This window comes from Flammeovirga sp. SJP92, assembly GCF_001583495.1.
Classification (GTDB): Bacteria; Bacteroidota; Bacteroidia; order Cytophagales; family Flammeovirgaceae; genus Flammeovirga.
Genome location: NZ_LQAQ01000090.1, coordinates 242,157 through 267,253, shown reverse-complemented (window position 1 = coordinate 267,253; position 25,097 = coordinate 242,157). Strand labels below are relative to the sequence as shown.

Annotated in this window: 19 protein-coding genes; 2 read left to right on the top strand and 17 right to left on the bottom strand. The window is 34.0% G+C overall.

The window, feature by feature from the left end; genetic code table 11:
- Positions 1 to 1,197: 1,197 nt before the first annotated feature.
- The 14 genes from AVL50_RS19890 to AVL50_RS19830 all read right to left on the bottom strand — a co-directional run bounded on the left by AVL50_RS19890 (position 1,198) and on the right by AVL50_RS19830 (position 19,505).
- Complete coding sequence (locus AVL50_RS19890; protein ID WP_062618234.1) at positions 1,198 to 3,729, bottom strand: copper-translocating P-type ATPase; 2,532 nt, start codon at positions 3,727 to 3,729, stop codon at positions 1,198 to 1,200.
- 242 nt (positions 3,730 to 3,971) lie between these two features.
- A complete protein-coding gene (locus AVL50_RS19885) occupies positions 3,972 to 5,426 on the bottom strand; it encodes a PP2C family protein-serine/threonine phosphatase (protein ID WP_082795930.1) in 1,455 nt (484 codons plus the stop codon).
- A gap of 8 nt (positions 5,427 to 5,434) precedes the next feature.
- A complete protein-coding gene (locus AVL50_RS33080) occupies positions 5,435 to 5,632 on the bottom strand; it encodes a hypothetical protein (protein ID WP_157491457.1) in 198 nt (65 codons plus the stop codon).
- A gap of 253 nt (positions 5,633 to 5,885) precedes the next feature.
- Positions 5,886 to 7,625: an efflux RND transporter periplasmic adaptor subunit gene (locus AVL50_RS19880; protein WP_062618232.1), complete on the bottom strand. Its 1,740-nt coding sequence runs from the start codon at positions 7,623 to 7,625 to the stop codon at positions 5,886 to 5,888.
- Between the two features lie 32 nt (positions 7,626 to 7,657).
- The gene (locus AVL50_RS19875) at positions 7,658 to 8,890 is read right to left on the bottom strand and encodes a TolC family protein (protein WP_062618231.1); all 1,233 of its coding nucleotides are present in this window, start codon (positions 8,888 to 8,890) and stop codon (positions 7,658 to 7,660) included.
- A gap of 23 nt (positions 8,891 to 8,913) precedes the next feature.
- Positions 8,914 to 12,684 (bottom strand): efflux RND transporter permease subunit, encoded by a 3,771-nt coding sequence (locus tag AVL50_RS19870; protein WP_062618230.1) that lies wholly within the window; start codon positions 12,682 to 12,684, stop codon positions 8,914 to 8,916.
- Positions 12,685 to 12,783: 99 nt separating this feature from the next.
- Positions 12,784 to 13,188, bottom strand: a complete 405-nt coding sequence (locus tag AVL50_RS19865; protein ID WP_157491456.1) for a hypothetical protein — start codon at positions 13,186 to 13,188, stop codon at positions 12,784 to 12,786.
- Between the two features lie 274 nt (positions 13,189 to 13,462).
- Complete coding sequence (locus tag AVL50_RS19860; protein WP_062618228.1) at positions 13,463 to 14,536, bottom strand: SMP-30/gluconolactonase/LRE family protein; 1,074 nt, start codon at positions 14,534 to 14,536, stop codon at positions 13,463 to 13,465.
- A 71-nt stretch (positions 14,537 to 14,607) separates the two neighbouring features.
- On the bottom strand, positions 14,608 to 15,198 hold the full coding sequence (locus AVL50_RS19855) for a Crp/Fnr family transcriptional regulator (protein ID WP_062618227.1): 591 nt from the start codon (positions 15,196 to 15,198) through the stop codon (positions 14,608 to 14,610).
- Positions 15,199 to 15,277: 79 nt separating this feature from the next.
- Entirely contained in the window at positions 15,278 to 15,733 is a 456-nt protein-coding gene (locus AVL50_RS19850; protein WP_063850802.1) for a hypothetical protein, read from the bottom strand.
- Between the two features lie 18 nt (positions 15,734 to 15,751).
- Complete coding sequence (locus AVL50_RS19845; protein WP_062618226.1) at positions 15,752 to 16,678, bottom strand: PP2C family protein-serine/threonine phosphatase; 927 nt, start codon at positions 16,676 to 16,678, stop codon at positions 15,752 to 15,754.
- A 144-nt stretch (positions 16,679 to 16,822) separates the two neighbouring features.
- The gene (locus AVL50_RS19840) at positions 16,823 to 17,185 is read right to left on the bottom strand and encodes a hypothetical protein (protein ID WP_044203587.1); all 363 of its coding nucleotides are present in this window, start codon (positions 17,183 to 17,185) and stop codon (positions 16,823 to 16,825) included.
- A gap of 244 nt (positions 17,186 to 17,429) precedes the next feature.
- The gene (locus AVL50_RS19835) at positions 17,430 to 18,440 is read right to left on the bottom strand and encodes a 2-hydroxyacid dehydrogenase (RefSeq protein WP_062618225.1); all 1,011 of its coding nucleotides are present in this window, start codon (positions 18,438 to 18,440) and stop codon (positions 17,430 to 17,432) included.
- 288 nt (positions 18,441 to 18,728) lie between these two features.
- Positions 18,729 to 19,505: an MOSC domain-containing protein gene (locus tag AVL50_RS19830; protein ID WP_062618224.1), complete on the bottom strand. Its 777-nt coding sequence runs from the start codon at positions 19,503 to 19,505 to the stop codon at positions 18,729 to 18,731.
- A gap of 135 nt (positions 19,506 to 19,640) precedes the next feature.
- On the opposite strand from AVL50_RS19830, the gene AVL50_RS19825 reads away from it, so the two are divergent.
- Entirely contained in the window at positions 19,641 to 20,033 is a 393-nt protein-coding gene (locus AVL50_RS19825; RefSeq protein WP_062618223.1) for a hypothetical protein, read from the top strand.
- A gap of 103 nt (positions 20,034 to 20,136) precedes the next feature.
- Here AVL50_RS19825 and AVL50_RS19820 read toward each other — a convergent pair whose 3' ends face one another.
- From AVL50_RS19820 to AVL50_RS19810, 3 genes are all read right to left on the bottom strand, one after another.
- Positions 20,137 to 20,466, bottom strand: coding sequence for a hypothetical protein (locus AVL50_RS19820; RefSeq protein WP_062618222.1), 330 nt, complete (start codon positions 20,464 to 20,466; stop codon positions 20,137 to 20,139).
- A gap of 206 nt (positions 20,467 to 20,672) precedes the next feature.
- Positions 20,673 to 22,622 (bottom strand): tetratricopeptide repeat protein, encoded by a 1,950-nt coding sequence (locus AVL50_RS19815; RefSeq protein ID WP_172826888.1) that lies wholly within the window; start codon positions 22,620 to 22,622, stop codon positions 20,673 to 20,675.
- A gap of 331 nt (positions 22,623 to 22,953) precedes the next feature.
- Positions 22,954 to 23,907, bottom strand: a complete 954-nt coding sequence (locus AVL50_RS19810) for a transketolase family protein (RefSeq protein WP_062618220.1) — start codon at positions 23,905 to 23,907, stop codon at positions 22,954 to 22,956.
- A gap of 110 nt (positions 23,908 to 24,017) precedes the next feature.
- Between AVL50_RS19810 and AVL50_RS19805 the strand changes: the two genes are divergently transcribed.
- Positions 24,018 to 24,995 (top strand): GSCFA domain-containing protein, encoded by a 978-nt coding sequence (locus AVL50_RS19805; RefSeq protein WP_062618219.1) that lies wholly within the window; start codon positions 24,018 to 24,020, stop codon positions 24,993 to 24,995.
- The last annotated feature ends 102 nt before the right edge of the window (positions 24,996 to 25,097 follow it).

Genomic DNA, 25,097 nt, shown 5'->3' with positions numbered 1-25,097 from the left:
TTATTTATTAGTCTTCGCGGTAGTAATTTTGATAAATGTAAGATTTTATTGAAAAATCAGTAGTACAAAGACATAATATTTAATAAATTCTAACAATTCAGTAATAAGGCAAATGTACTTTGATATGCCTTTTTATCCACATCTGCTATTCTTCATTAACATAAAATTTTATAACACTGTGTAAGACCTTCTTAGGTTGAAAAAATCTAATTCAGTGTACCAATTGTTATCTAGAATTAATTAAATATTCATAGGTTTTAATGCACAAAAAAACACCCTAGATGATCACTCACCTAGGGTGTTTGGGCTAATTATTAGGTTTAAACAGGAAAGTAGCCTGTACCTAATTAAATCTCTCATTGTTCAATTAGATACTAATGAGAAATTATATAGGTGTTAGTACAGTTTTAGTAATTAGCATCTCATTGGTTTTGTTTCGCCAAGTTGTTAAAGGTTCCTTGCTCTATATCGTTTCGAAAAGGAGAAATAACTCTCCTTTTCTGTAAGTATTCGTGTTCAGCTTAGTGTATAAATAATGTTTATACTCTACCTTATTTTATTGAATAATAAAATCAACTAATACTTTATCTAATTCTCGAAGAGTAATTACTACCCTTCGAGATATTAGAAATAGATAAAATGATAGTTTCTTTGATAGTAGTAGATAAATTAAAATGATAATGGATTAAGTTTTAGTTTTAGCTAAGCTAAATAACTCTATCTGGTTTTGTTTTTAGTATTTAATCTCTCTCATTATTATCGTACAGAAATTCAATTATTAATATCAATTGTTTTTCTGCTCTCACATTTCAATTATACTAGCTTCGTTTAAAATTAGATTCATTTTTATCATTTTTTCATTAAAAAAGATGAAAAAACAAGCACAAAAAAAACAATTCAACAACAATGATAAAAACAATCAAAAATAGCCAATAATACACCTATATAGATTGTTATAAGGGTTTGCACATACAAAAAAAACAAAGTTTTAAAAAAAATAAAAATTCCAATAATTATGATATGCACCTTGTTATATAACAATAATAACGATTACTAGAACTTCAAGAAAAACGTAAACACATGTTAATTTATATGTAATACATTTTCATTTTTAATTTTCATTAAATAACACCCTATAAACAAAAACGTCTACCCCTTATGAAAAAGGATAGACGCAATGTTATTGAAGAGGCAATTTTACAATTTTACTCTTTTTAGTCGAAGTGCGTTTGATATCACAGACACTGAACTAAAACTCATAGCCAAGGTTGCGAGCATTGGACTGAGTAAAATACCAAAGAATGGGAATAAAACTCCAGCTGCAACGGGAACACCAAGTACATTATAAAAGAAAGCAAAGAGCAAATTTTGTTTTATATTTAACATTACTTTATCACTTAGCTTTCTAGCCTTTACCAAATTACTCAGATTCCCTTTTAATAAAGTTATTTCAGCACTCTGAATAGCTATATCAGTACCATCGCCCATTGCAATACCAATATTGGCTTGAGTCAATGCTGGTGCATCATTGATACCATCCCCTGCCATTGCAACGTTCAAACCTTTACTTTGATACTCTTTGACTAGAGATAATTTGTCTTCCGGAAGGCAATTTGATTTGAAAGTTACAATCCCCACTTGATCTGCCACATATTTTGCAGTGATATCATTATCACCCGTCAGCATGATTACTTCAATTCCTTCTTTTTGTAAAGCTTTTACCTGTTGTGATGCTTCTGTTTTAATAGGATCATGAATCACAACTCCACCTATGACTGTCTCATTTTTGGAAACATAAACAATTGTAGCTCCTTCTTTTTGATAAGCTTTGATTTTATTCAAATCATCTTGGTTCAAAGTATCAAAGGACATTAATGTATGATTCCCTATTGAAATCTTATCATTACCAATGAGTGCTGTACTACCTTTACCTATCACATATTGATAATCTTTAACCGTGTGAACTTTCAGTTTTTCCTCTTTTGCTTTTTTAACAATTGCTTTCGCTAATGGATGGTCACTATTTTGATCTAAACTTGCCACCAAACTAAGAACCTCTTCGGAAGAGGATGAGCTAAATGTGATTACTTCTTTGACGTTGGGTTTACCTTCTGTCAACGTTCCAGTTTTATCAATCATCAAAACATCTACTTTACTAAAACCTTGTAAAGCTTCTGCATCTTTAATCAGAATTCCATATTGAGCTCCTTTACCAGTTCCTACCATGATTGACATTGGCGTTGCCAAACCTAATGCACAAGGGCAAGCTATAAGTAAAACTGCCACAGCATTCACCAAAGCATAAGTTGCCGCATTCTCTCCATTGTACAGGAACATCCAGATTAGAAAAGTTACTATGGCTACACTTACAACAATAGGTACAAAATAAGTAGATATCTGATCCGCTATTTTTTGAATTGGAGCCCTTGATCTTCCAGCATCATTCACCATACTAATTACTTTGGCAAGAAGTGTTTCTCCTCCAACTTTTTCTGCTCTTAAAAGGAATGACCCATTTGTACTGATAGACCCGCTTGTCACTTTATCATTTACAGCAATATCTACCGGAATTGGTTCTCCTGTAATCATTGATTGATCTACAGTACCTTTTCCTTCTATCACTACTCCGTCGACTGGAATTTTCTCTCCTGGTTTCACTTTGACACTATCCCCTTTTTCAATATGTTCAATGGCCACTTTAAATTCTTTACCGTTTCTAATAATAGTTGCCGTTGATGGAGCCCATTGTAAAAGTGCTTTTAGTGCCGAATTGGTTTGTGCATGTGCTCTTAGTTCCATCAATTGACCAACCATTACTAAAAGTAAAATACTGCTTGTGGCTTCAAAATAAACATGGACTGCTCCATTTTCTTTAAATTGATCTGGAAATAAGTCAGGAAATAAAAGTGCTATCACACTAAAAGTAAAAGCGACTACAGTTCCAATACCAATAAGCGTCCACATATTAAGATTTCTAGTCACAATAGAAGACCATGCTCTTTTTAAGAAAATTGAACCTGTATAAAATACCATTGGAATGGTTAATAAAAATTGTATCCAATTCCATGCTGTTTGAGACATTATATTTAACATAGCATGATTTATTGGTGGGAATATATGTCCAAGCATAGCTATACAAACCACTGGAATTGTAAAAAGAAGACTCCATTGAAATCTCTTTTTCATATCCTCATAAGCTTCATTTTTCTCCTCTTCTACTTCAGGAATTACAGGCTCCAAAGTTGTTTCACAGATTGGACAATCTCCTGGAGCATCGTGTAATTCATCAGGGTGATCTGGACAAGCGTATTGCACAGCAGGTTTAGCCTCAGGTATTTTTTCTAAAGGCATACCACAAACAGGGCAATCTCCTGCATTATCATACAATTTATCATCCCCTTCACACATCATAGGGCAATAATACTTGCCTGCATCATCTGATGAAAATTCAGGAATGTCATATTCCATCTTAGGGATTTCATGTGTTATCTTAAATGCAAACTGACTTGCATCCACATCTTTAGCTGACAATTGTTCTTTTACTTCATACCCTGCTTCTCCAATAATTTTATTGACACATTTTTGGCATGCCCCTTCGGTAACTACTCTTAAAATATTGCCATCTATTACCTCCCATTCAATCACTCTGGGATCTTTATCTAAAAGAGGTTGAACTTTTGCTTCACAAGCTTTACAACCTAATGTAGTATCTAATGTTAACTCTCTCATCTTTTTTTCGATTAGTATACTACAAATATAAGGTGGTTGATGATTTTTGTTTGTATGGAATAGCTTTACAACCTAATGTAGTATCTAATGTTAACTCTCTCATCTTTTTTTCGATTAGTATACTACAAATATAAGGTGGTTGATGATTTTTGTTTGTATGGAATTTTTGTGATTGTGTATAAGATCTTTGTCACGAAAAAGGGTTATTTCCTTTTCAAGAAAATAACCCTAAATACTTTAGATCATAATTTTATTCCAACGATCAGAATATCATCTGTTTGTTGATATTTACCTCTCCAAAAACTGAATTCATCTAATAATATTTCTTTCTGAAGAGACATCTCTATTTGATATTGCTGTTGCAACAATTCTCTATATCTTTTCTTTAAATACTTTTTAAAATCCTTTCCACCAAACTGATCCTGAAAACCATCCGTTTGGACATAAACTACATCTCCAATAGCATAAGGCATTGTGGTCTGCTCAAAATTCTTTTCATGAAGTACATGTCCTCCAATTGCTGATTTCCCTCCTTTTATGACTTTAAATTTTTCTCCCAGGTAAGCATACATCGTTTGTTTAGCACCTGCAAAGGTCAATGTCTTTGTGTCTGTATCTACAACTATAATTGACATATCCATACCATCCTCTACTGAGGTCTGTCCTTTGCTGGTTTGCATGCGTATTTCCTGATCTAAATATTGTAAGATCGCTTTTGGCTCATAAATTCTTGAGATGTTCACTGCTTGATGCAATAAATCATTGGCCATAATTGTCATAAATGCAGCAGGAACACCATGTCCTGTACAATCAATAACCGCTATAGCCTTTCTATTTTCATCAATTTCACTATACCAATAGAAGTCTCCCCCCACTATATCCCTTGGCTCCCAAATGATAAAGGCATCATTAAATGCATTTTGAATATTTTTCTCAGGTTCCATCAAGCTTCGCTGAATCTTGCTTGCATAATTGATACTTGAATTCAATTGACTATTCACCTTCTCTAATTTTTGAGTATGCTCATGAAGCATCTCCCTTTGTGCCATAATTTCATCCGTCTGCTGAGTTAGTTCCTCATATGTGACCGTCAGTTCATCATTCTGTTTTTTTAATTTAATCTTCGCTTCCTTCTGCCATTTCTCATACGTTACAATAACAATAAGATAATAGCCTAATATGCCCAGATACATAGTACCAGAGAATACATAATAAAGATCTTCAGGAATTTCATTTTTAAGCTGTATCCCAAAAAATTCAAATAAAAATAAAATCGTTACTGCACTAATTGTAAAAATGGACCATATAATACCTGACAATTTATTGGCATACCAATAAGCCGAAACTATTGTACAAAGTAACCATGCGATGATTGGGGATGACACCCCACCGGTTGTAAATGCAACCACCAAGAAACCAGATAACGTAAGAAATGAATACGCATTACCAATGATTATTGGTGACACTTTAAATTTAAATAAACTGATAAGTATAACATGAACAATAAGAAAATAGATACAAACGTCCGCACCTGTTGGATATCTCATTATATACTTCGAAAAAAGCATATAGATAAATGATAACATAAAAGTGGTCTGTAGTGTAGCGAGTAGAAAATTGGCTTTCTTTATGGCTACCATATCGTATTTATCTTGCCCAGAAAGCATCCACTTAGAGAAGTTTGATAGGATATTCATAAGAAAATTTAGATACTGATGGAGAAATCAAACAATGGAAATTTCTGCTGTTCAACAGACTGTCCCACCTCTTTATTCCAACTTCTTGAGGTGAAAATTTCAGTTCTATCATATCTTGTAAAAAAGCCTTTATAAAAGGTACATGTTGAAACAGGCATAGCTCTAAAGTGTATACTCTGAGTATTTTTATGAGTAAAAATTTTCATTTGAAGAAAGTTTGGCCGTTGAAAAAAAATTAAAGTTATGAAGTCAAAAAAGTGATAAATAATTCTAGTGTACCTGACCTTGTAAAACTGAAATGTGCGTGATTTACACCCATCGATTTCTATAAAATAGTACAGAAATCGATGGATATCCACTTGAATTACATAAAGTTAAAAGCAGTAATAATGTAATTACAACAGTTTTCACAACAACATCAGGCTCGAAAATAGCTTGTTTGTTAGAACAAATCAAATTTTATTGTATTTCTCTTTTCATTTCACCACACTTCAACATCATATCACCGTAATATGGATTAAGAACATCTTTTGTAGTTGAAAGCCAAGAAGCACCTTGATCATGATTTGCCATTGGGCAATATAAGAGGAAGACTTTCTCATTGGAAGGTAACCCTAAACGTGTAATTACGTCTGCCAATAACTTAGAAACTGAAACTAAATAACGTCTTCTTGTATCAATGTTATCTGCTTTTTGCATTGCTAACACATCTTCTTTCAGTGTTTTTGATTTTTTCATCCAATAATGATGAGCCTCACCTTTCAATTCTTTCATTTGAACCAAATCCAATTTTTCTGAGAAATCCCCTAGAAGTTCTTTTGCTTTATCATCATCACTTGCAACGAGAGCATCTTTCATCAAAATATAGGCTTGGAATGCTTGTTGGAGTTGAGACTGAAATACAGATGAAACACCTTCTTCAAATTTTGATTTACCATCAGAATGCATTTCTTCACTTGACATTTCTCCTTTATTTGGATCAATCATACTTGGTTTCCCCTTAAGCTGAGCGGCAGCATCTACCGTATAAGTACCTTGAGTAACTACATGTTCTCCCATTTCCAATCCTTCTTTAATGATATAAGCATTGGATAAATTTGTACCCAACGTTACTTCTCTCATTTCAAAAGTAGGTTCTTCTTGGTTCTCAACCTTCACATAAATAATAGACCTTGGACCTGTCCATAATACAGCGGATTTAGGAACAACAATTACGTCCTCTTTAGTTGGTAATTTGGCTTTCAAATTTCCTGTCACAAACATTTCCGGTTTCAAAGTTCCTTTATTATTCATAACGTTCCCTCTGATAGAGGCCACTCGTGTTTGAGGGTTAATAAACGGATCAATAAAATTAATGGTGGTTTTAAACTCCTGTCCAGGATAAGAGGAAACTGAAAATGTAACCTTATCACCTACTTTGATCCAAGCCAAATCGCTTTCATAGGCATCAAACTTTACCCAAAGGCTGGAAAGATCTGCTAAATCATACATAATTTGACCTTCCATCACATGGTCTCCTTCCACCACATTCAATTTTGTAATAACCCCCGATATATCTGCTCTAATGACAAACTCCGTCATTACTTTTCCTGATTGATCAATTTCATTGATTTGCTTTTCGGTCAACTTCCACAACCTTAATTTCTCTTTGGTTGCACGTAATAATTGAGGATTGGTGTCTTTTACTTTTTTGGCTTCAAAATATTCTCTTTGAGCCGTTACTAATTGAGGAGAATAAATTATTGCGAGCTTCTGTCCTTTTCTTACTCTTTCTCCAATATAATTTACAAAGCTTTTCTCAATTCTACCAGAAATATGTGATGCTTGAGAATAAGTTCTTCTTTCATCAACTGCCAACTTTCCTTGTAAAACCAATTCTTTCTCAGGTGAAGATTGAATTACCTCCGTAGTTTGAATGTTTGCAAGTGCAACGGCTGACTTGGACAAAGAAATGTGAGAAAAGTCTTGCCCTGCATCTGATGTAGAAGCTGGTATCAAATCCATTCCACAAATTGGGCAATCCCCTGGTTCATTTTGTCGTATTTGCGGATGCATAGAGCAAGTCCACACCTCTTCTTCCGAATGTTGATGTTTGTCTTCATGTGTACTTTCTTCTCCACTAAAAAACAACCAGCCACTCATTAACCCGATAATAAAAACTAGTAATAATGAGCCATAAGATTTTATATATTTTTCCATTGTAATTTCTTTTTTATTGATGCCTGAAATGATTAAACACCTTGAAGGAAATCGATTTTGGCCAGCGCATCATTTTTACTTTGTTCAGCTTTATGAATTTTGAATTGGTACTCTAAACGTTGCATTTGTAAGCGTAACAATTCGATAAAGGCAGACCCTTGTGTATTTTGTCCAACGGTATAGATTTCACGTTGAATTTTAATCGCTTGATCCACTTTTGCTATTTGCTGATCAATTAAGTTGATATCTCTTTGTGCATCTTCTCTCTGATTTTGAGCCTTCAAATATTCTGATTGAAGTGCATTTTCTAATTCTTGTTTCTGTAATTTGATGGATTGGTTGTTCAGTGCTAGCTGTTCTTTTCTACCGTTGTATTTTTTAGCATTAAAAACAGGAATAGACAAACCAACCATTGGCATTACAGCATTATTTCCAGCATTATCAGATTGCATTTGAGTGTTACCAATAATACTATAATCTAAAGCGATTTTAATTTTTGGTGATGCTTCTTTTGCTACAGATTGAATTTCGGCATTCACTACTTTTTGATTGGCCTCCAATTCTAACAACAAAGGGTTATTTCCCAATGAAGAAGAATCTGAATTAAAAATCAATTGATCTGATAACTCTATTTTTCCCGTAGGATGATTAAGTACTAAACCAAACTGTTGATTGAATAATGTACTATCCGCAATCAAAGCATTAATCTTATTTTGCGCTTCTTCTATTTGCATCTGTACTCTTAATACATCTACCAAAGAACCTTTTGCATTTTCATATTGCGTTAAGGCAATTGATTCAAAACTCTTCAAGATCTCAAAGTTATATCGAGCTGATCCAAGATCTTTTTGATTCTGAAGCATTTGAAAATACAAAGCCCTCACTGTATATTTTACTGTATTTTCTGTTTGATGTTTCTGCTGTTCTGCTTTTTCAACTTTGTGGTTCACTACATCGTATTGCTTTGCTCTTGTACCAAACCAAGGCAACATTATTCCCGCTGAAACTTTATGATCAATCGGTCCATTTCTCGTTTCTATTGGAGACACTCCATAGCCGTACATTACGTCTAAGTTGGAAGTGGCTTCGCCTTTTATGATCTCTTTTTCTGAGGCTACAGCTTGAATATTCTGGTTTTGAGCTTTAACACCAAAGTTATTTTCCAACGCAACAGAAATGTAATTATCCAAGAATGGGTTTTGAGCATTTCCTGTCAATGCAATCAGCAATAAAACCAGTGTTATACTTTCTTTTAGTTGTTTCATTTCTTTACAATTTCAAATTATACTTACTGATTTTCATTATTTGTAATGGACTTTGACAAGGCTCCTTCTTTGACAGCACAATATAATGTTGGCACCACAAAGAGTGTCAATAGAGCAATGGTCATTCCTCCAAATCCAGGGATTGCCATTGGTTTCATAATATCGGCTCCTCTGCCTGTAGAAGTCAGAATTGGGATAAATGCCAATAATGTAGTGGCTGTTGTCATCAAACTTGGTCTAATTCTTCTCATTCCGCCTTCAAGTACTGCCTTTCTTATTTCTTGTACGGATTGAGGTGCATTTTTTGAAAAGGATTGATCAAGATAAGTTGCGATAAGCACTCCATCGTCGGTTGCAATACCAAACAATGCGATAAAACCTACCCAAACTGCGACACTTAAATTGACTGTCCCAATGTCAAACAGTGCTCTCATATTTGTCCCCAAAAGAGTGAAATCAAGAAACGATGGTTTACTGTACATCCACAACATTAAAAAGCCTCCGCTGAAAGCTACTATTATCCCAGAAAAAACCATCAACGTCGTTTTCACTGATTTGAATTGCAGATAAAGAATGAAGAAAATAAGCATTAAACAGATCGGCATTACAATAGAAAGTCTTTCTGATGCTCTAAGCTGATTTTCATAATTTCCAGAGAATTTATAACTGACTCCTTTAGGTACGACCAAATCACCATTTTTAATTTTTGCTTCAATATAAGCTGTCGCTTCCTCCACTACCTGCACTTCTGAGTAGTCAGGAAGTTTATCCAATAGTACATAGCCGGTTAAGAATGTATCTTCACTTTTGATACTTTGAGGACCCGCAGTATATTTTATTTCAGCAAATTCTTCCAAAGGAACTTGAATCCCTAATGGAACATTGACTAGGAACTTTTTCAACACATCAGGATTATCTCTGTATTCTCTCGCATAGCGAAGACGGACAGGAAAACGCTCTCTACCTTCTACGGTATACGTCAAAGGCATTCCACCAATCACCATCTCCAAAAGCATTTGCATATCTTTGACATTCATACCATAACGGGCAATTTTCTGGCGGTCGATTTCGATTTCCAAATAAGGTTTCCCAACAATACGATCAGCAAAAACAGCTTCCTTTTTAACAGATGGAACTTCCTTTAAAAGTTGCTCTAATTGAATTCCAAAGTCCTCTATTGAAGCTAAATCTGGACCATAAACTTTAATCCCCATAGGAGCTCTCATACCCGTTTGAGTCATAATAAGTCGTGTTTCTATTGGTTGCAACTTAGGAGCTGAAGTTAGTCCAGGCAACTGCGTCACTTTTACAATCTCTTGCCAAATATCATCAGGAGATTGAATTTCATCTCTCCATTGTCTAAAGTATTGGCCATTAGGATCTTCAATTAAATTACCTTTATCATCTTTGAGGTACTTTCCGTCTTCATCCACCTTAAACCTTAATCGGTTCCCTTTTTCGTCTACTTTGTACTCTGTTTTATAATTGATAATATTCTCATACATTGACAATGGAGCCGGATCTAAAGGTGATTGTGTTCTCCCTGCCTTACCAACAACCGATTCCACTTCAGGAATACTTTTCACGGCCATATCCATCAATTGAAGGTTTTTCTTAACCTCTGAAACCCCTGCATTAGGCATCGTTGTGGGCATCAATAGAAAACTTCCTTCTGACAAAGACGGCATAAATTCAGAACCAATTCCGGGGAATGCCTTATTCATATTTTGGTAAGCTCTTGAGGAGGTCACATCTATATTCATAGAAGAAAAAACACTTTGAATGGGTGAAAATAGAGTTGCAAATCCCTGCCAAGCTGAAATTCCTGAAAAGACAATAAAGAAGACGATCGATAAAAATGTGATTTTATGATCTAAACATTTTGAAAGGATTTTGGGGTAAATTTTAATGAAGAACTGAAAACCTCCTAATATCAAAATGATCAATCCTGCGACAAAAATAAAATTCTTAAAGTCACTTTCTTGAGCTCCAAGAGGCAACCAATCCATTGCCAATAAATAGGTGATAAGAAAAGCTACAATTCCACTTTTTATTCGATCATAATTTAATTCTGAAATGTATTTTTTCAGTTGTTTTTCAAAAAGAGCATACAGAGTGACGAGTACCACACCTAATCCTAAAGTGAACTTGATGAAAAGTAACCCAACACCTATCATCAGAGAAATTATTTTAAAGAGGAATGCTCCCTTTTTCTTTTGATCTGATTTGAAGAAATAATAAGCAAATGACGGTAAAAAGATCAGTGCTACCACTACAGAAGCACATAATGCAAATGTTTTGGTATAAGCCAAGGGAGTAAAAAGCTTTCCTTCTGATGCTTGTAATGTGAAAACAGGAATAAAACTAACTACGGTAGTCGCTACTGCAGTAACAATGGCTCCGGAAACCTCCTCTGTTGCATCATAAATAACTTGAATTAGCTTTCGTCCCTTTCTATGATCAAGATGCTTAATCAAGTTTTCGGACATTACAATACCTATATCGACCATGGTTCCTATTGCAATAGCAATTCCACTTAATGAAACGATATTGGCCACAATACCCATATATTTCATCACTACAAAAACCATCAGAACTGAGATCGGCAATAAACTTGAAATCAAAACGGATGCTCTAAGGTTCCAAACCATGATCAAGACTACAATGACGGTGATTAAAACCTCTTGTATTAATGCCTCATTGAGTGTACCAATGGTTTCTTTGATCAAAGTAGAGCGGTCATAAAAAGGGACAATGGTGACTTTACTTAGCGTTCCATCCTCCAGTATTTTCTGAGGCAATCCGGATTGGATTGCATTGATTTTATCTTTTACATGATCAATCACCAGCATTGGATTTTCTCCAAAACGAGCTGTCACAACTCCACCTACTGCCTCTGCTCCTTCTTTATCCAAAATACCTCTTCGATCTGAAGGACCTTCAACTACTTTGGCTACGTCTTTTATACGAATGGGAATATTATTATTGACCTTCACAACACTTTCTTCAAGGTCACTTAGGTCTTTGATGTAACCAATTCCTCTTACAAAATATTCTGCACTGTTGACCTCAATGGTACGTGCTCCTACATCTAAATTTGAATTTTGGACAGCGTTCATCACTTGCTGTAGCGTAACATCATACGCCTTCAAAGCATTGGGATCTACATCAATTTGATACTCCTTCACGAAACCACCAACGGATGCAACTTCTGCCACTCCATCAGCAGACATAAGAGCGTATTTCACTAAGAAATCTTGAGTGGATCTTAGTTCCTCTAAATTCCACCCACCTGTTGGGTTTCCTTCTTCATCTCTCCCTTCTAAAGTATACCAAAACACTTGGCCAACAGCGGTTGCATCTGGACCTAAAGTCGGTTGAACACCATCTGGAAGTGTATTAGGTGGAAGGCTATTGATTTTTTCTAAGATTCTAGTTCTTCCAAAATAGAATTCAACATCATCTTTGAAAATTATATTGATGGAAGAAAACCCAAACATTGAGTTACTTCGGATACTTTTCACACCCGGTATACCCAACAAACTCGTAGTCAATGGATAAGTCACCTGATCTTCTATATCTTGAGGTGATCGACCAGGCCAATTGGTAAATACAATCTGCTGATTATCTCCTATATCTGGAATAGCGTCTACTGCTACTGGATCATAGGGTATATAGTTATTAATTGCTGTTTTGAATGGACTATGAATTAAGCCCCACAATACAAACAATAATAAAACGACTATCGTCACTACTCTGTTATAGAGAAAGAAACGAACGATTTTATTAATCATTTTATCTATTTAGTTTAAAGAAAGGCCTAATAAAGCCTCAGTAATAAAAATAATACATTTCACTTGTCTTAAAACTTATGTAAGACAAAAAATGCTTCTTTAAACTAAAATAACTTGATAGGAAATATTGATAGGAACGGTCCTATGGTTTGGAGGGGATTTCGACTCACAAAAAGAAGGAATTGGATGTACTTCATTTTCAAGGCTCGTGGTCGGTAGGATAAATGTATAAGCAGATTCCCAAAGGTTCTTCATCATTTCTTGATAAGAGAAGGTAGGTACCTCTACAATATCAATGACTTGATCAAAATGACTTTCTACTTTTACATGATGCTTATTGTTTTTACAACAATCCGATTTCATTTTCATATCCATACTCATTGCACAACACTCATGTGAGGGTTGCATATTGATAGCTTTTAAAACACCATTACAAATATGAGCATTGCCCACTATTCCAATAGTGCCTAAAATCAATATCAATGATAAGAATATATTTTTCACGGATTTAAGCATATTCAAATTTCAAAGTTTATCCTTAAATATCAAATTTAATTTTTGTTAAGATGATTTTGTATTGAGATTTGAATATGCCTATGTTATTTAGAAATCAGGAGATTTCTTTTGATTTATTGGGCACGAATGATGCTAGCACATAACATTCGCGCCAGTGCTATTTCTACAAATTTATAGCGCAAGAATTAAGCGACAGCGTCTCTTGTGCTTTAAAGATCTTAAGATGTCTCTGACTTCTAGGCTAATAATGATGTAATAATATTTATAATTCAAAAACAGAAACTGAATTGACAATATCTCCACCAAGAAATAACAAGCCATCTTTCTCAACAATTGCCCCTGCCTCTTCTACTACTTTCCCTTCCTCATCTGTAAACACTCTAATAATTTCTCCTTGATCCGAGACTTCCATTACTAATCCGTATTTTTCAGGTTTAGGTTTCATAAAATCGGGCATCGCAAAAACCATTTGCTTCATCCAAGGTTTCGGGTGGATATTGTCCAATTGTTGATTTCTTTTTGTCGTAAAACCTAACCAGTAATTGCCATTCGAACTCTGTTTCAGGTTGTTCGGGAAACCCGGTAAATTATCTAAGAACACCTCCGATTGTCCTTTCTTTTCACCTTTAATCCAATATCTTAATATTCTGTATTTTGAGGTTTCTGAGACTAGAATAGATTGCTCATCCTTGCTGAGTACAAGACCATTTCCAAAATAGTTTCCTGATGATATAACTTCCGTTTTCTTTGTTTTGGGGTCGAAACAATACACTCCTCCATCTGGCTTCATTTCTAAAATAAGCCGATTAATAGTAGCATTAGAAGTCTCCATGTGTGAGGAAAGATTATTAAAATAGATTTTTCCATCTTGTGCTATATCAAGCCCTGAACCCATCAAGATTGGTTTCACATCAGGAGTTTGGGTCAATAAAGTATCAAAAGAGTGATCAGCATTGACTTTCAATAAGCCAACTCCATTCATCAAAAGAATCAGTTCATTGTTTGCATTAAAATGCATGCCTGTTACCCATTTTTTGGTCTTGATATATTCTTCTACATTCAATGTAGAATCGATTTTTAGAATGGCTCCTCCTGTAAAATCATCATTACTGTTATGAGTTCCACAATACAAGTTACCTTCTTGGTCCATCGCAAAATCTTCTGCTCCTGAAAAGCCTAAAAGAGATAACTTCTTGGAATCGGTAAGTTGGTTTGTTGATTGTAATGTGCTAATATCAACTTCTGTTGCTGTTGGCGTCCATTTATTGGGATGAATCGCACAACTTGAAAGGAGGAAGTTGAATAATAGGATAGAATAAAATGGTAATGTTTTCATAGTACTTTTTGATTTTTAGTGTACTACAAAAGTGACCAACAAGGATTAGTGAAACATTTACATATGTAATTTTAATCCAAATTGCTTTTCAATATACCCTTACGAATTCTGCTTAATTGAGTGGCAGAAATTCCTAAATAGGATGCAATATGATATTGAGGAATTTGCTGTTCTAAATTGGGAAACTCTTTTTGAAAAATTACATAACGTTCCTCTCCTTCCAACAACCCCATTTCCAATTCCTTTTTTTCCTTTTCTAAAAAATAATGTTCCGCAATTTTTCTTCCTAGCTTCTCTAAGGAGTGATGCTTTGAATACAAAGCTTCAATGTCCCTATATTCTGCTTCAAGAATTTCACAATCCGTCAATGCTTGCTGAGGAATCAAATTGGGGGTATTTGTTAAAAGCGATGTATAAGGTCCAATCAATGATGGTCCTACAAAAAACTGTTTATTGTACTCTTTACCCTCCTCATTCAAATAAAATGCACGTATCACACCATTCATCAAAAAACCAACCTTATGAGCATATTCTCCTTTTTGCGAAAAGAAATCATTTTTTTCCAATGAACGCACACTAAAACATGCAAACAGTTCCGACAAAACATCTTCTTTGAGGTCGCTACTGATTTGCTGACAATAACTAAAAAAATCCTTTTTCATAAATAGCAATTAGAACCAATTGGAAGGTAAAAATAAACTATTTTTTGAAAAAGGATTTTATCTATTTACGAAGAATGTATTAAACGATCTCTTCAATCGAAGATACATATTCAATATTCAGTTTATCGATCACTAGGTCTTTATATTTTTCCTCTATTTGTGCCCTCCCTGCTTTTACTGATGCTTCAAACCAAGGTAAATTTTGAGGAAGAATTTTCACATGATTCACTAATCCATACTCTTCATACATTTCTCTTTTCCAAAATACAAAATACCATTCCATTGAAGGCTGATGAAATACTCTAAGGCTTTGTTTATCGAATAGGAACTTGTCTACTTGATCAAACAGTGAGAAGTTTAAAGTGATAAAATGAAAGACTTTTTTAAAATCCTCAATTGGAATATATTCTTGTAGTGCTTCACATACTAACAGGTTTTTCTCTTGGATAAAGTAGACTTTTGTGTATTCATCCTTGTAAAGACAGTCAAAAAGAGTATTTCTTGTTGTTTTTAATTCACTTGGTGTAGTTACCATGATAAGATTTTTAAAAGATTATAGTTTTATTCCCATTACCAAAACATCATCTGTTTGTACTTTGTTCCCTCTCCATTTTTCAAAAGTGAGGTCAATGATTTTCTGTTGTTTTTCTAGTGGGTAGTCGGCAATTTTCAACAAAAGGTTCTTAAAATTTTTCCTTTTAAACTTTTCATTATTTTGTCCACCAAACTGATCAATAATACCATCAGTAGACAAATAAATCATATCTCCCGGTTCAAATTCCAATTGATGATTCATCAACTTTGCTTGTCTTTTGGAAAACTCCCCAATGGAATAGGAAGCCCCTTTGTATTCTTCAATAGTTTGAGAAGAAACATGATATAGTCTTTGATGAGTCGAAGAAAAATAAATTTTATTAGATGATTTCTCCTTCATGCAAAAAGTGATATCCAAACCATCCTGAATTTTTTTTACTCCTTCATTCTTGTTCAAATAATGAAAAAGACGTTCATCCAATTTCTTTAATAATATATCTGCACGGTTGCTTTTGTTTTCCTTTAAAATTGCCTCCAATAATGAATTCACAATCAAAGTCAGAAAAGCCCCTGGAACACCATGTCCAGTACAATCAATCACTGCCAAATAGTTGAAGCGATCATCTTCGTCTGCATAATAGAAGTCTCCACTCACCACATCTTTTGGTTTATAAAGCACAAAGGAATCAGGGTACAAACGATGCACTTTCTGATCTGATGGAAGTATTTTCTGTTGGATGCGTTGAGCATAGTTGATACTTTGCTGTACCCTCTTATTCACTTTATCAATCTCATCCTTGGCTTCGGTCAGTTTCTCATTCGCATCTTGGAGAAAACCGATGGTCATTTCAGTCATTTGCTTTTGCGACTCGTATTTCTCCTCTAATTTCCGAAGTTGTTCAGTTAAATCTTTTACACTGTTTTCATTGATACTGGTAGCCTGCATAAGTCAGAATTTTAAATGTACAGATTAGTAACTGACTTTTGGTAAATTTTGTTTAAACAAACATCATCAAAATCAAGCTTTAGACAACAAAAAAGTCATTCCCAGTAATTTGAGAATGACTTCCTTGTTGATGTTAGTGAATTACTACATCGCATATTCAATGATTGGCTTAATGAAAGTAAGCTTACCATTTTTATATTTTAAAAGATCTTTACGTCCACGTCCTAAAGCTGTTCCTTCATAATCTGCTAAGATTAATTTCTTCTTACCTGCTTTTTTTACAGATAAGGTAATAAACTTAAAAGGAGAGTCTTCAGGAGTGATGATGATTGAATCTTTTCCTGCTTCAATTTTTTTCTTGATAAAAGACAGATATGGATATAAGTAATCACCTTCATCTAATCTTTTCTTTTGCATGTATTGTCTAGTTTTGATAACGATTCCTGTAGTTATCGCAGCACCGGCAGCAATAGCAGTAACTAGTGTTGTTGCTTGTCTTCTTTTCATGGTTTTTAAAAATATTATAGTTTCCTAACAAATAATATTACGTCTTTCAGTAATAATTAGTTTTATGATTAAGTTTTATTTTGTGTTAAGTACTATGACAAAAGTATATAACACTAATTCATATTATTTTTGGCTTAGTACTTCAACAGAAATTGTACATTTATAAGATGCCTCAACTTCTGTTTATAAAAAAAGGTATCAATATTAACTACTGATACCTTATATAATTTTATCCTATAACAATTTAACCTTTTATTGCTTCAGAACCAACTCTATTGACTAACTCTTCTCCTTTTTCAAAGGCAGTTAAGTTACCAAGCGTCACTCTAGCAATTTGAGTTAAGGCTGTATCCGTGAAAAAGGCTTGGTGACCTGTTACTAATACATTAGGGAATGACATCAAATTCATCATTTTTTCATCTCTGATCAATGTTTCTGATAAGTCTCTGAAGAATAATTTCTCTTCTTGCTCATACACGTCAATACCAAGGTAACCTAAGTGACCTTTTGATAAAGCACGAATAGCTGATTCTGTATCAATTAAACGACCTCTTGAAGTGTTGATCAACATCGCTCCTTTCTTCATTCTCCAGATAGAGTGATCATTGATGATATGATGTGTTTGAGGTGTTAATGGACAGTGTAATGAGATAATATCAGAATTTTCTAACAACTCATTTAATGTCACATATTCTAAAACACCTTCTTTTTCAAATTCTTTGTTAGGGTATAAATCAAAGCCCACTACTTTACAACCCATACCTTTCATGATTCTAGCGAAAATCTGACCGATTTTACCAGTACCAATGACACCAACAGTTTTACCGTAAATATCAAATCCCGTTAATCTGTCTAAAGAGAAATTACCTTCACGAACACGGTTGTAGGCTTTGTGTGTTTTTCTATTTAATGTAAGAATTAATGCTAATGTATGCTCTGCAACTGCATAAGGAGAATAAGCTGGTACTCTTAACACTTCAATACCTTGCTTCTCTGCCTCAATCAAGTCAACGTTATTAAAACCAGCACAACGTAATGCAATTACTTTGATACCAAATTCACCTAACATTTTAACTGTTTCTGTATCTACTACATCATTCACAAATACACATACAGCATCAAATCCTCTTGCAAGTGGAGCAGTCTTCACTCTTAAGCGGGATTCAAAGAAAACTAATTCGTGTGTAGTATTTACTCCTTCAAGTTTAAAAAACTCTTTATCGTATGATTTTGTACCAAAGACAGCAACTTTCATATTAATCTTATTTTTTAAGTGAATTTTTATATGTAATAGTTATTACTTTACCATAGGAAACAAATAAAGTACCACGGTGAAGTAATTGATACAATTTACATTATTATTGGATAACAAAATAGGACTTTTGACAACTCCCTTTCGTTGAAATGACACTTTAAAACTTTGTTATCAGTAATTTACAATCGAGATCAAAAAGGATATGTTTAGTATTCAACTATTTACAATAGTGTCCAAAAGGCCCTTTATCACCTTTATTTTTTTGTGAATAAAGGTGAAATTTTTAATTTAAAAAGTGATTGGCATTCCACTTTTCACCAACTTCCCAACAGATTGTCCTGGAATATTCAAGACAATACCGCACATGTAAGCGTGAGCATAGAGCTCGTTGTCTAAAATACTTGGCTGTAACTCCTTTCGTTTATTTAAAAATGCTTTTTGAAAACCTTTCATGGCTTCACCTGTAATGGAATCTCTTGTAGGTACAGGACAACGCTCACAAGGCTTATACCCTCTCAATTCAGTATCATTGATGAAGAACGACCTCGGTTCACTTTTAGAAGGACCCATCAAGTTATCTTCTCCAAAAGCAGATTCGTTATCTATAATAAAGTTCATTCTCATTCTTCGCTCCACCTCATCAACAGGTAAATCAAACCACTCGCCCACTTTCTCCAAAGTCTGTATCGAAACCAACGATGCTCCTACATTTCCTCCACTATGATCTGGAAAACCCGTCTTGGCATTTTCTAAAACACAAACTTCCTCTTCAAAATAGTCGGACAAATACTGATTTATTTGTGTATAATCACCTTCTAGCACAAATGAACCGATTCCAACTTTAGCACTTGATATCTCTACTCTGAGATCTTCCAAGTCATACTTTGTTCTTAGTTTATGGATTGTAGGATATTTTTTTCCATTGACGGTTCTACCATCACTTTTGCGGTGAATTCCCCACCTTCTATCCCATTTTAACGTTGCTCCTTCAGAGATTTCAACCTCATCCAGTACTATTGAGTCCAATGATTTAATTGGAAATACATTTATTTTCTTTAATTCCATAAGGCATTTTTCTATTTTTTTGCCCAAATAAGGGCTTTTTCATTAAAAAACGTAAAATAATACGTATTTCATGAATCCTATTTCTATTCAATAACGTTTAATACAAAAACGTATTTCACTTTTAAACCTAAAGCCATGAAGCATTTAATTCTAAAGAAGGAAATCCAACTTGGTAAAGTTATGGCAGTTCCTGAAACAACAAAAATGCCGTTAACATTAAGTGAATTGGTCAACTACATGAGTTTTCCAACAAACAAATTCGCACTATTGGCCTTAAGCCAACTATTCAAGGATAAAGATAAATTTATTCAGGAGAATTTTAATACAAAATTCAGTGCAGATCAACTTTTAGTTGAAGCAGGGTATTCCTTCAAGCACACAGCAGAAAAAGATGCTCAAAAGTATCTTGAGGAGGTAGAAGAAGCTTGGACGGATTTCCTTAGAAAAATGAAAAGTGCATTAATGAATGTACGCTATCGTTTTCTAGAACAGAGAGTAGACATTAATCCCTCAAAACTATATCAATAAATAAATTGTGACTTGCTTGTTTTCAAAAGAAAGGTTGTCTGATTATAAAAAATCAAGGCGACCTTTTTTTGTTGGTCGCCTTTTTGTATTTTTTTGATATAAGTTAAGCTACTTTACTTCTTTCTCTCAGACTCATTAATGTGTAATTAAAATCTTCTACTGAACGGATTTCAGGCATTTTCTCAAAAAGAATATAGAATTCCGATTCCGTTAGCTCCTTCATATGATCTGATAGTTTACAAAGATATTTCGCAAATAACTTAGCACTTTCATTCAATTGATTTAGATCTTGGTTTTCAATACAAGTATAACACTCTGTCTTATAAAGTGGCTCTAACCAAGAATTATTTTCTTTTTGTAAAAAGAATTCAAAGTAGATTGTACAAGTATTATTGACTCTTGAAGTAATTGTTTTATTGATAAATATGTTCATAGCAGTAGGATTTTAGTCCTCTATTAATGAAATGTAAAAATGATAGTATTTTACATATTCTAGAGAAAGCTTTTTATTTGTATCTATATAATACACAATTAAAAAACGTATTACCCTACTCTTTGTTTCTTGTATTTATCGTAGTTGATTCTTATTGACATATATTATTTAGCGTTTACAAACGAACTAAATTCACAGAAAAAACCTTACCTCGTAAAACCAATAATCATTACATCGTCCACTTGTTCCTCATCTTGTTTCCAGCTTTCAAATTGAGTCTTCATAAACTGTTTTTGATCTTTGATAGGAAGTGAAGAACAAGCTTCAAGAATCTTTCTGAAATTAGGGCTTTTCAGCTTTTTGCCTTTTGGACCGCCAAATTGATCAGCGTAACCATCAGAATAGATGAAGAACATTTTCTGTGATGTAAACTCGAAAGTGTGTGTCTCACAAGTAGAAAAAGTAGAAACACCTCCAACACCTCTTGAGGCTCCTTTTATAATTTGATGCTTATTATTATCTACAATAGTCATAGACATTCCTGCACCAGCATATTGGACTGTATTGTTTTTATTGTCGATCAAACAAACAGAAACATCCATACCATCCATATTTCCTGATTTTTTCTGTCTTAAGATACTTGAAAGACGAGCATGCAACTCTTCAAGGATCTTCGAAGGATAATATACTTTTTGAGAATCAACAATGTACTCCAATGCCGTTTCTCCTACCATACTCATAAAACCTCCTGGAACACCATGACCTGTACAATCGGCCGCTATTAGAATTCCTTTTGAGTTATCGATATTTTTAAACCAGTAAAAATCACCCGATACAATATCTCTTGGCTCAAAATAGACAAAGGAATTCGGCAAGAATGTTTTCACATGCGCCCAACTTGGAAGAATCGCTTTTTGTATACCTTTAGCGTAATTGATACTATCCATAATATCTTGCGACTTTGCCTGAAGTAAATCGTTAATACGATGAATTTCTTTTGACTGAAGTTCCAGTTCAGATTTCTGGATATGTAACGTATGATTAATGACTTTTTTATTCTTATTTTCTCTATATAAGTAATACACAAAAAGACATAAAACGATGATCAAGATGAAAGAACCAAACATGATGATCGTATGTCTTTCAATAATGATCTCATTGATTTTTTGATCTTTCTTTAAAATCTCATTTTCCTTTTCTCTTTGTGCAACAAGATATCTTACATTGATCTCTGCCAGCTTCAAACGGATCTCTTCATTAAAAATAGAATCTTTATACGCTTCAATCAGATCATCATACTCCAATGCTTTTTTATATCTCCCCTTTGCTCTTTCAATAGTTTTAAGCTCTAAAAAAGCATTTAAAGCCATATGCTTGGCTCTAATTTTCACACAAATATCAGCTGCTTTTTCCGCTAGTTGCTTTGCTTTGGTATAATTACCTTGGTTTCTATAGATTCGGGCCATATCAATCAAAGTTCCCACCATTGTATCAGCATCTTCATTGTTTTTCTCGTTCAATTCCAATGAAAGTTGTAAATACCTCAAAGCTTCTTCATATTGGCCTGTTTCAGCATAGACTGTTCCCATATCAGAATAGGTTACGATTTGTCCATACAGGTCATCTTCTTTTTTTCTTAAATCTAATGCCTCATTAAAACTATCAACCGCCTTTTTAAACAATTCTGTTGCAAAATAGACACGGCCATAATTTGTCAAGACATAACCGAACATTCTATTGTCTTTCAATTGTTTGCTAATCACCTCTGCTAACTCAAGATGAATAATGGCTTCATTATAATTATTTTGATAGATGTTGACACTTGCAATATTGATATGTGCATACCCTTCATCTTCAAGTGATTGAATAGTAGTTGCTTTTTCAAGTGCTTTCATAAAGAGGTTCATGGCATTTTGATATTCACCTCTATTTCTTAGAGCAATACCACCATAACTGATTGCTCTGATTTCATACTTTTCAAATTTACCTTGTTTGCTAAGGTCTTCAGCAATTTTTGCATACAAATACGCATTATCCGGCGATACATTTCTGTATAACCATGCTAATTGCAACGCTGTTCCAATTCTTACAGAATCACTAGTTTCCTTACTTTCAAAAACAGTTAAAAGGCTGTCAAACTTTGGGATCTTATCCACCGTTTTTGGGTATGAAAAAGAAAATATTGATATGTAAATTAATAATAAAGTAAAGAAAGTTTTCATCTAGAATAGCCTAAAGACACAACACTTTATGCAGAGTGATAGTATCAAAAAATTATATAAATTAAAAAAGACAAAAATTATGTTTTTTCATCTACCGTAACATACTCAATCAGTTACAGCTCTAGTAGCCGAATTTGATTGGGTTCATAAAAATAAATAAAATTACATTACCCTAAAACAAAAGCCCAACATTAGTACTAATATTGGGCTTTATGTAGACAGTTTGAAGTTTTCACTCCAACTATCACAAGTTTTATGCTAAAGATTAACCTTTTCTAGCAATTGCTTTCTTAGCGGCTGCAACTACATCACTTGCAGTTAATCCGTATTTTTCCATTAATTGTGCAGGAGTACCTGATTCACCAAACGTATCATTTACTGCTACAAACTCTTGTGGAGCTAATAGGTTTCTAGTAAGACAAGCAGAAACGCTTTCTCCTAAACCACCTGCAATTTGGTGCTCTTCAGCAGTAACAACACAACCTGTTTTACCTACTGATTTCAAGATTGCCTCTTCATCTAGTGGTTTGATGGTGTGAATGTTGATGATCTCAGCAGAAATACCTTCCTCTGCTAATTTCTCACCTGCTTGAATTGCTTCCCATACTAAGTGACCTGTAGCTATGATAGTAACGTCAGTTCCTTCGTTTAGCATTACAGCTTTTCCAATTTCAAAATCACCTTCCGGCATGAAAACAGGAATCGAAGGACGTCCGAAACGTAAGTATACAGGACCATCGTGTTTCGCTGCTGCGATTGTTGCTGCCTTTGTTTGGTTGTAATCACAAGTGTTGATTACAGTCATGTTTGGCAACATTTTCATCATACCAATGTCTTCTAAAACTTGGTGAGTTGCTCCATCTTCTCCTAAAGTAAGACCTGAGTGAGAAGCGGCAATTTTTACGTTCTTTCCAGAGTAAGCAATTGATTGACGGATCTGATCGTAAACACGGCTTGTTGAGAAGTTGGCAAAAGTACCTGTGAAAGGAATTTTACCACCTACTGTCATACCTGCTGCTACGTTGATCATGTTTGCTTCAGCGATACCCATTTGAAAGAATCTCTCAGGGAAATCATTTTTGAATGCATCCATTTTTAGAGAACCTGTTAAGTCAGCACATAATGCTACTACATCCTCGTTCGTTTTACCTAGCTCATGTAAGCCCGCACCAAATCCTGAGCGCGTGTCTTTTTTCTCTGTGTATGTATACTTCTTCATTTTAATGTTTGAAGCGATTTATGATTCTTTCAAATAAATTCGAGTACAAATCTAAGGTTTGTCTTTAATCGGACAAAATTATTTCGAATACAAAAGCGTATATTGTGAAAATGTTGCATAATGAGACGTTCAGAACCCCTATTAACCCTCTAAATTTTGAGGAAAAGATCAATTTTGACAGTACTATTTTAAGTATCGGATCTTGCTTTGCTCAAAATATTGGATCAAAGCTCCAAGAAAACAGGTTTGATATCAGTATTAATCCTTATGGAGTACTTTATAATCCTATTAGTATTTTTAATAATTTGATTCAAGCTTTTGAAGGATATGAGAACGTGGATGAGCACTTGATTATAGAGAATGAAGAGGTTTTCAAACACTTCAATTTTCACTCTGATATTTCGGCCTCTACAAAAAAGGAACTCGTTGAGCAAATTCAAAGTATTCAACAACAAATTCACGGCAGATTAAAAAATGTTGATTTTCTAATCATCACTTTAGGGACTTCTTTTGTTTTCAGACATAATGAAAGCCAACAATTAGTCGCCAATTGCCATAAGATCCCTTCCAAAGAATTTACACAGGAGTTATTAGAGATAGATAGAATGTTAGCTTCCTTTCAAGAACTTCATTCTTACCTCCCTAAGTCATGTAACATTATTTTTACAGTCTCTCCCATAAGACATTTCAGAAATGGACTAGTGGACAATAGCTTAAGCAAGTCGATCTTGAGATATTTCACACATTTGATAACTTCTCAATATCAGAACTGTTTCTATTTCCCTGCCTATGAAATCATGATTGATGAATTGAGAGATTATCGTTTTTATACGGATGATCTTGTACATCCGTCAACACTTGCCCAAGAATATATTTGGTCTTACTTTGATGAAGCTTTGATTGATGCAAAAACCCATGATACTCGTCAAAAATTAGAAAAAATAACCCGAGGCTTGAATCATAGACCTTTCAACTCGCAAAGTGCCCCGCATCAGAAGTTTCTCCATAAATTATTACAAATAAGCAAGTCCATCAAGGAGATTAATGTTAACGATTTAATAAATGAAATTGAACAAAGGATAAATTAAAGATAATTCACAATTGTTATTTTTTTATTCCTTAAATAGTACTCTTTTTTGGGGCTGAATTTAATATAACATGTTTACACATCAAACATGTTGACTACAATC

What these genes read in the sequence shown, in the direction of transcription:
- AVL50_RS19890 (WP_062618234.1), bottom strand. Translation starts at nt 3,729, where the DNA reads ATGAGAGAGTTAACATTAGATACTACATTAGGTTGTAAAGCTTGTGAA.
- AVL50_RS19885 (WP_082795930.1), bottom strand. Translation starts at nt 5,426, where the DNA reads ATGAATATCCTATCAAACTTCTCTAAGTGGATGCTTTCTGGGCAAGAT.
- AVL50_RS33080 (WP_157491457.1), bottom strand. Translation starts at nt 5,632, where the DNA reads ATGAAAATTTTTACTCATAAAAATACTCAGAGTATACACTTTAGAGCT.
- AVL50_RS19880 (WP_062618232.1), bottom strand. Translation starts at nt 7,625, where the DNA reads ATGGAAAAATATATAAAATCTTATGGCTCATTATTACTAGTTTTTATT.
- AVL50_RS19875 (WP_062618231.1), bottom strand. Translation starts at nt 8,890, where the DNA reads ATGAAACAACTAAAAGAAAGTATAACACTGGTTTTATTGCTGATTGCA.
- AVL50_RS19870 (WP_062618230.1), bottom strand. Translation starts at nt 12,684, where the DNA reads ATGATTAATAAAATCGTTCGTTTCTTTCTCTATAACAGAGTAGTGACG.
- AVL50_RS19860 (WP_062618228.1), bottom strand. Translation starts at nt 14,536, where the DNA reads ATGAAAACATTACCATTTTATTCTATCCTATTATTCAACTTCCTCCTT.
- AVL50_RS19855 (WP_062618227.1), bottom strand. Translation starts at nt 15,198, where the DNA reads ATGAAAAAGGATTTTTTTAGTTATTGTCAGCAAATCAGTAGCGACCTC.
- AVL50_RS19850 (WP_063850802.1), bottom strand. Translation starts at nt 15,733, where the DNA reads ATGGTAACTACACCAAGTGAATTAAAAACAACAAGAAATACTCTTTTT.
- AVL50_RS19845 (WP_062618226.1), bottom strand. Translation starts at nt 16,678, where the DNA reads ATGCAGGCTACCAGTATCAATGAAAACAGTGTAAAAGATTTAACTGAA.
- AVL50_RS19840 (WP_044203587.1), bottom strand. Translation starts at nt 17,185, where the DNA reads ATGAAAAGAAGACAAGCAACAACACTAGTTACTGCTATTGCTGCCGGT.
- AVL50_RS19835 (WP_062618225.1), bottom strand. Translation starts at nt 18,440, where the DNA reads ATGAAAGTTGCTGTCTTTGGTACAAAATCATACGATAAAGAGTTTTTT.
- AVL50_RS19830 (WP_062618224.1), bottom strand. Translation starts at nt 19,505, where the DNA reads ATGGAATTAAAGAAAATAAATGTATTTCCAATTAAATCATTGGACTCA.
- AVL50_RS19825 (WP_062618223.1), top strand. Translation starts at nt 19,641, where the DNA reads ATGAAGCATTTAATTCTAAAGAAGGAAATCCAACTTGGTAAAGTTATG.
- AVL50_RS19820 (WP_062618222.1), bottom strand. Translation starts at nt 20,466, where the DNA reads ATGAACATATTTATCAATAAAACAATTACTTCAAGAGTCAATAATACT.
- AVL50_RS19810 (WP_062618220.1), bottom strand. Translation starts at nt 23,907, where the DNA reads ATGAAGAAGTATACATACACAGAGAAAAAAGACACGCGCTCAGGATTT.
- AVL50_RS19805 (WP_062618219.1), top strand. Translation starts at nt 24,018, where the DNA reads ATGTTGCATAATGAGACGTTCAGAACCCCTATTAACCCTCTAAATTTT.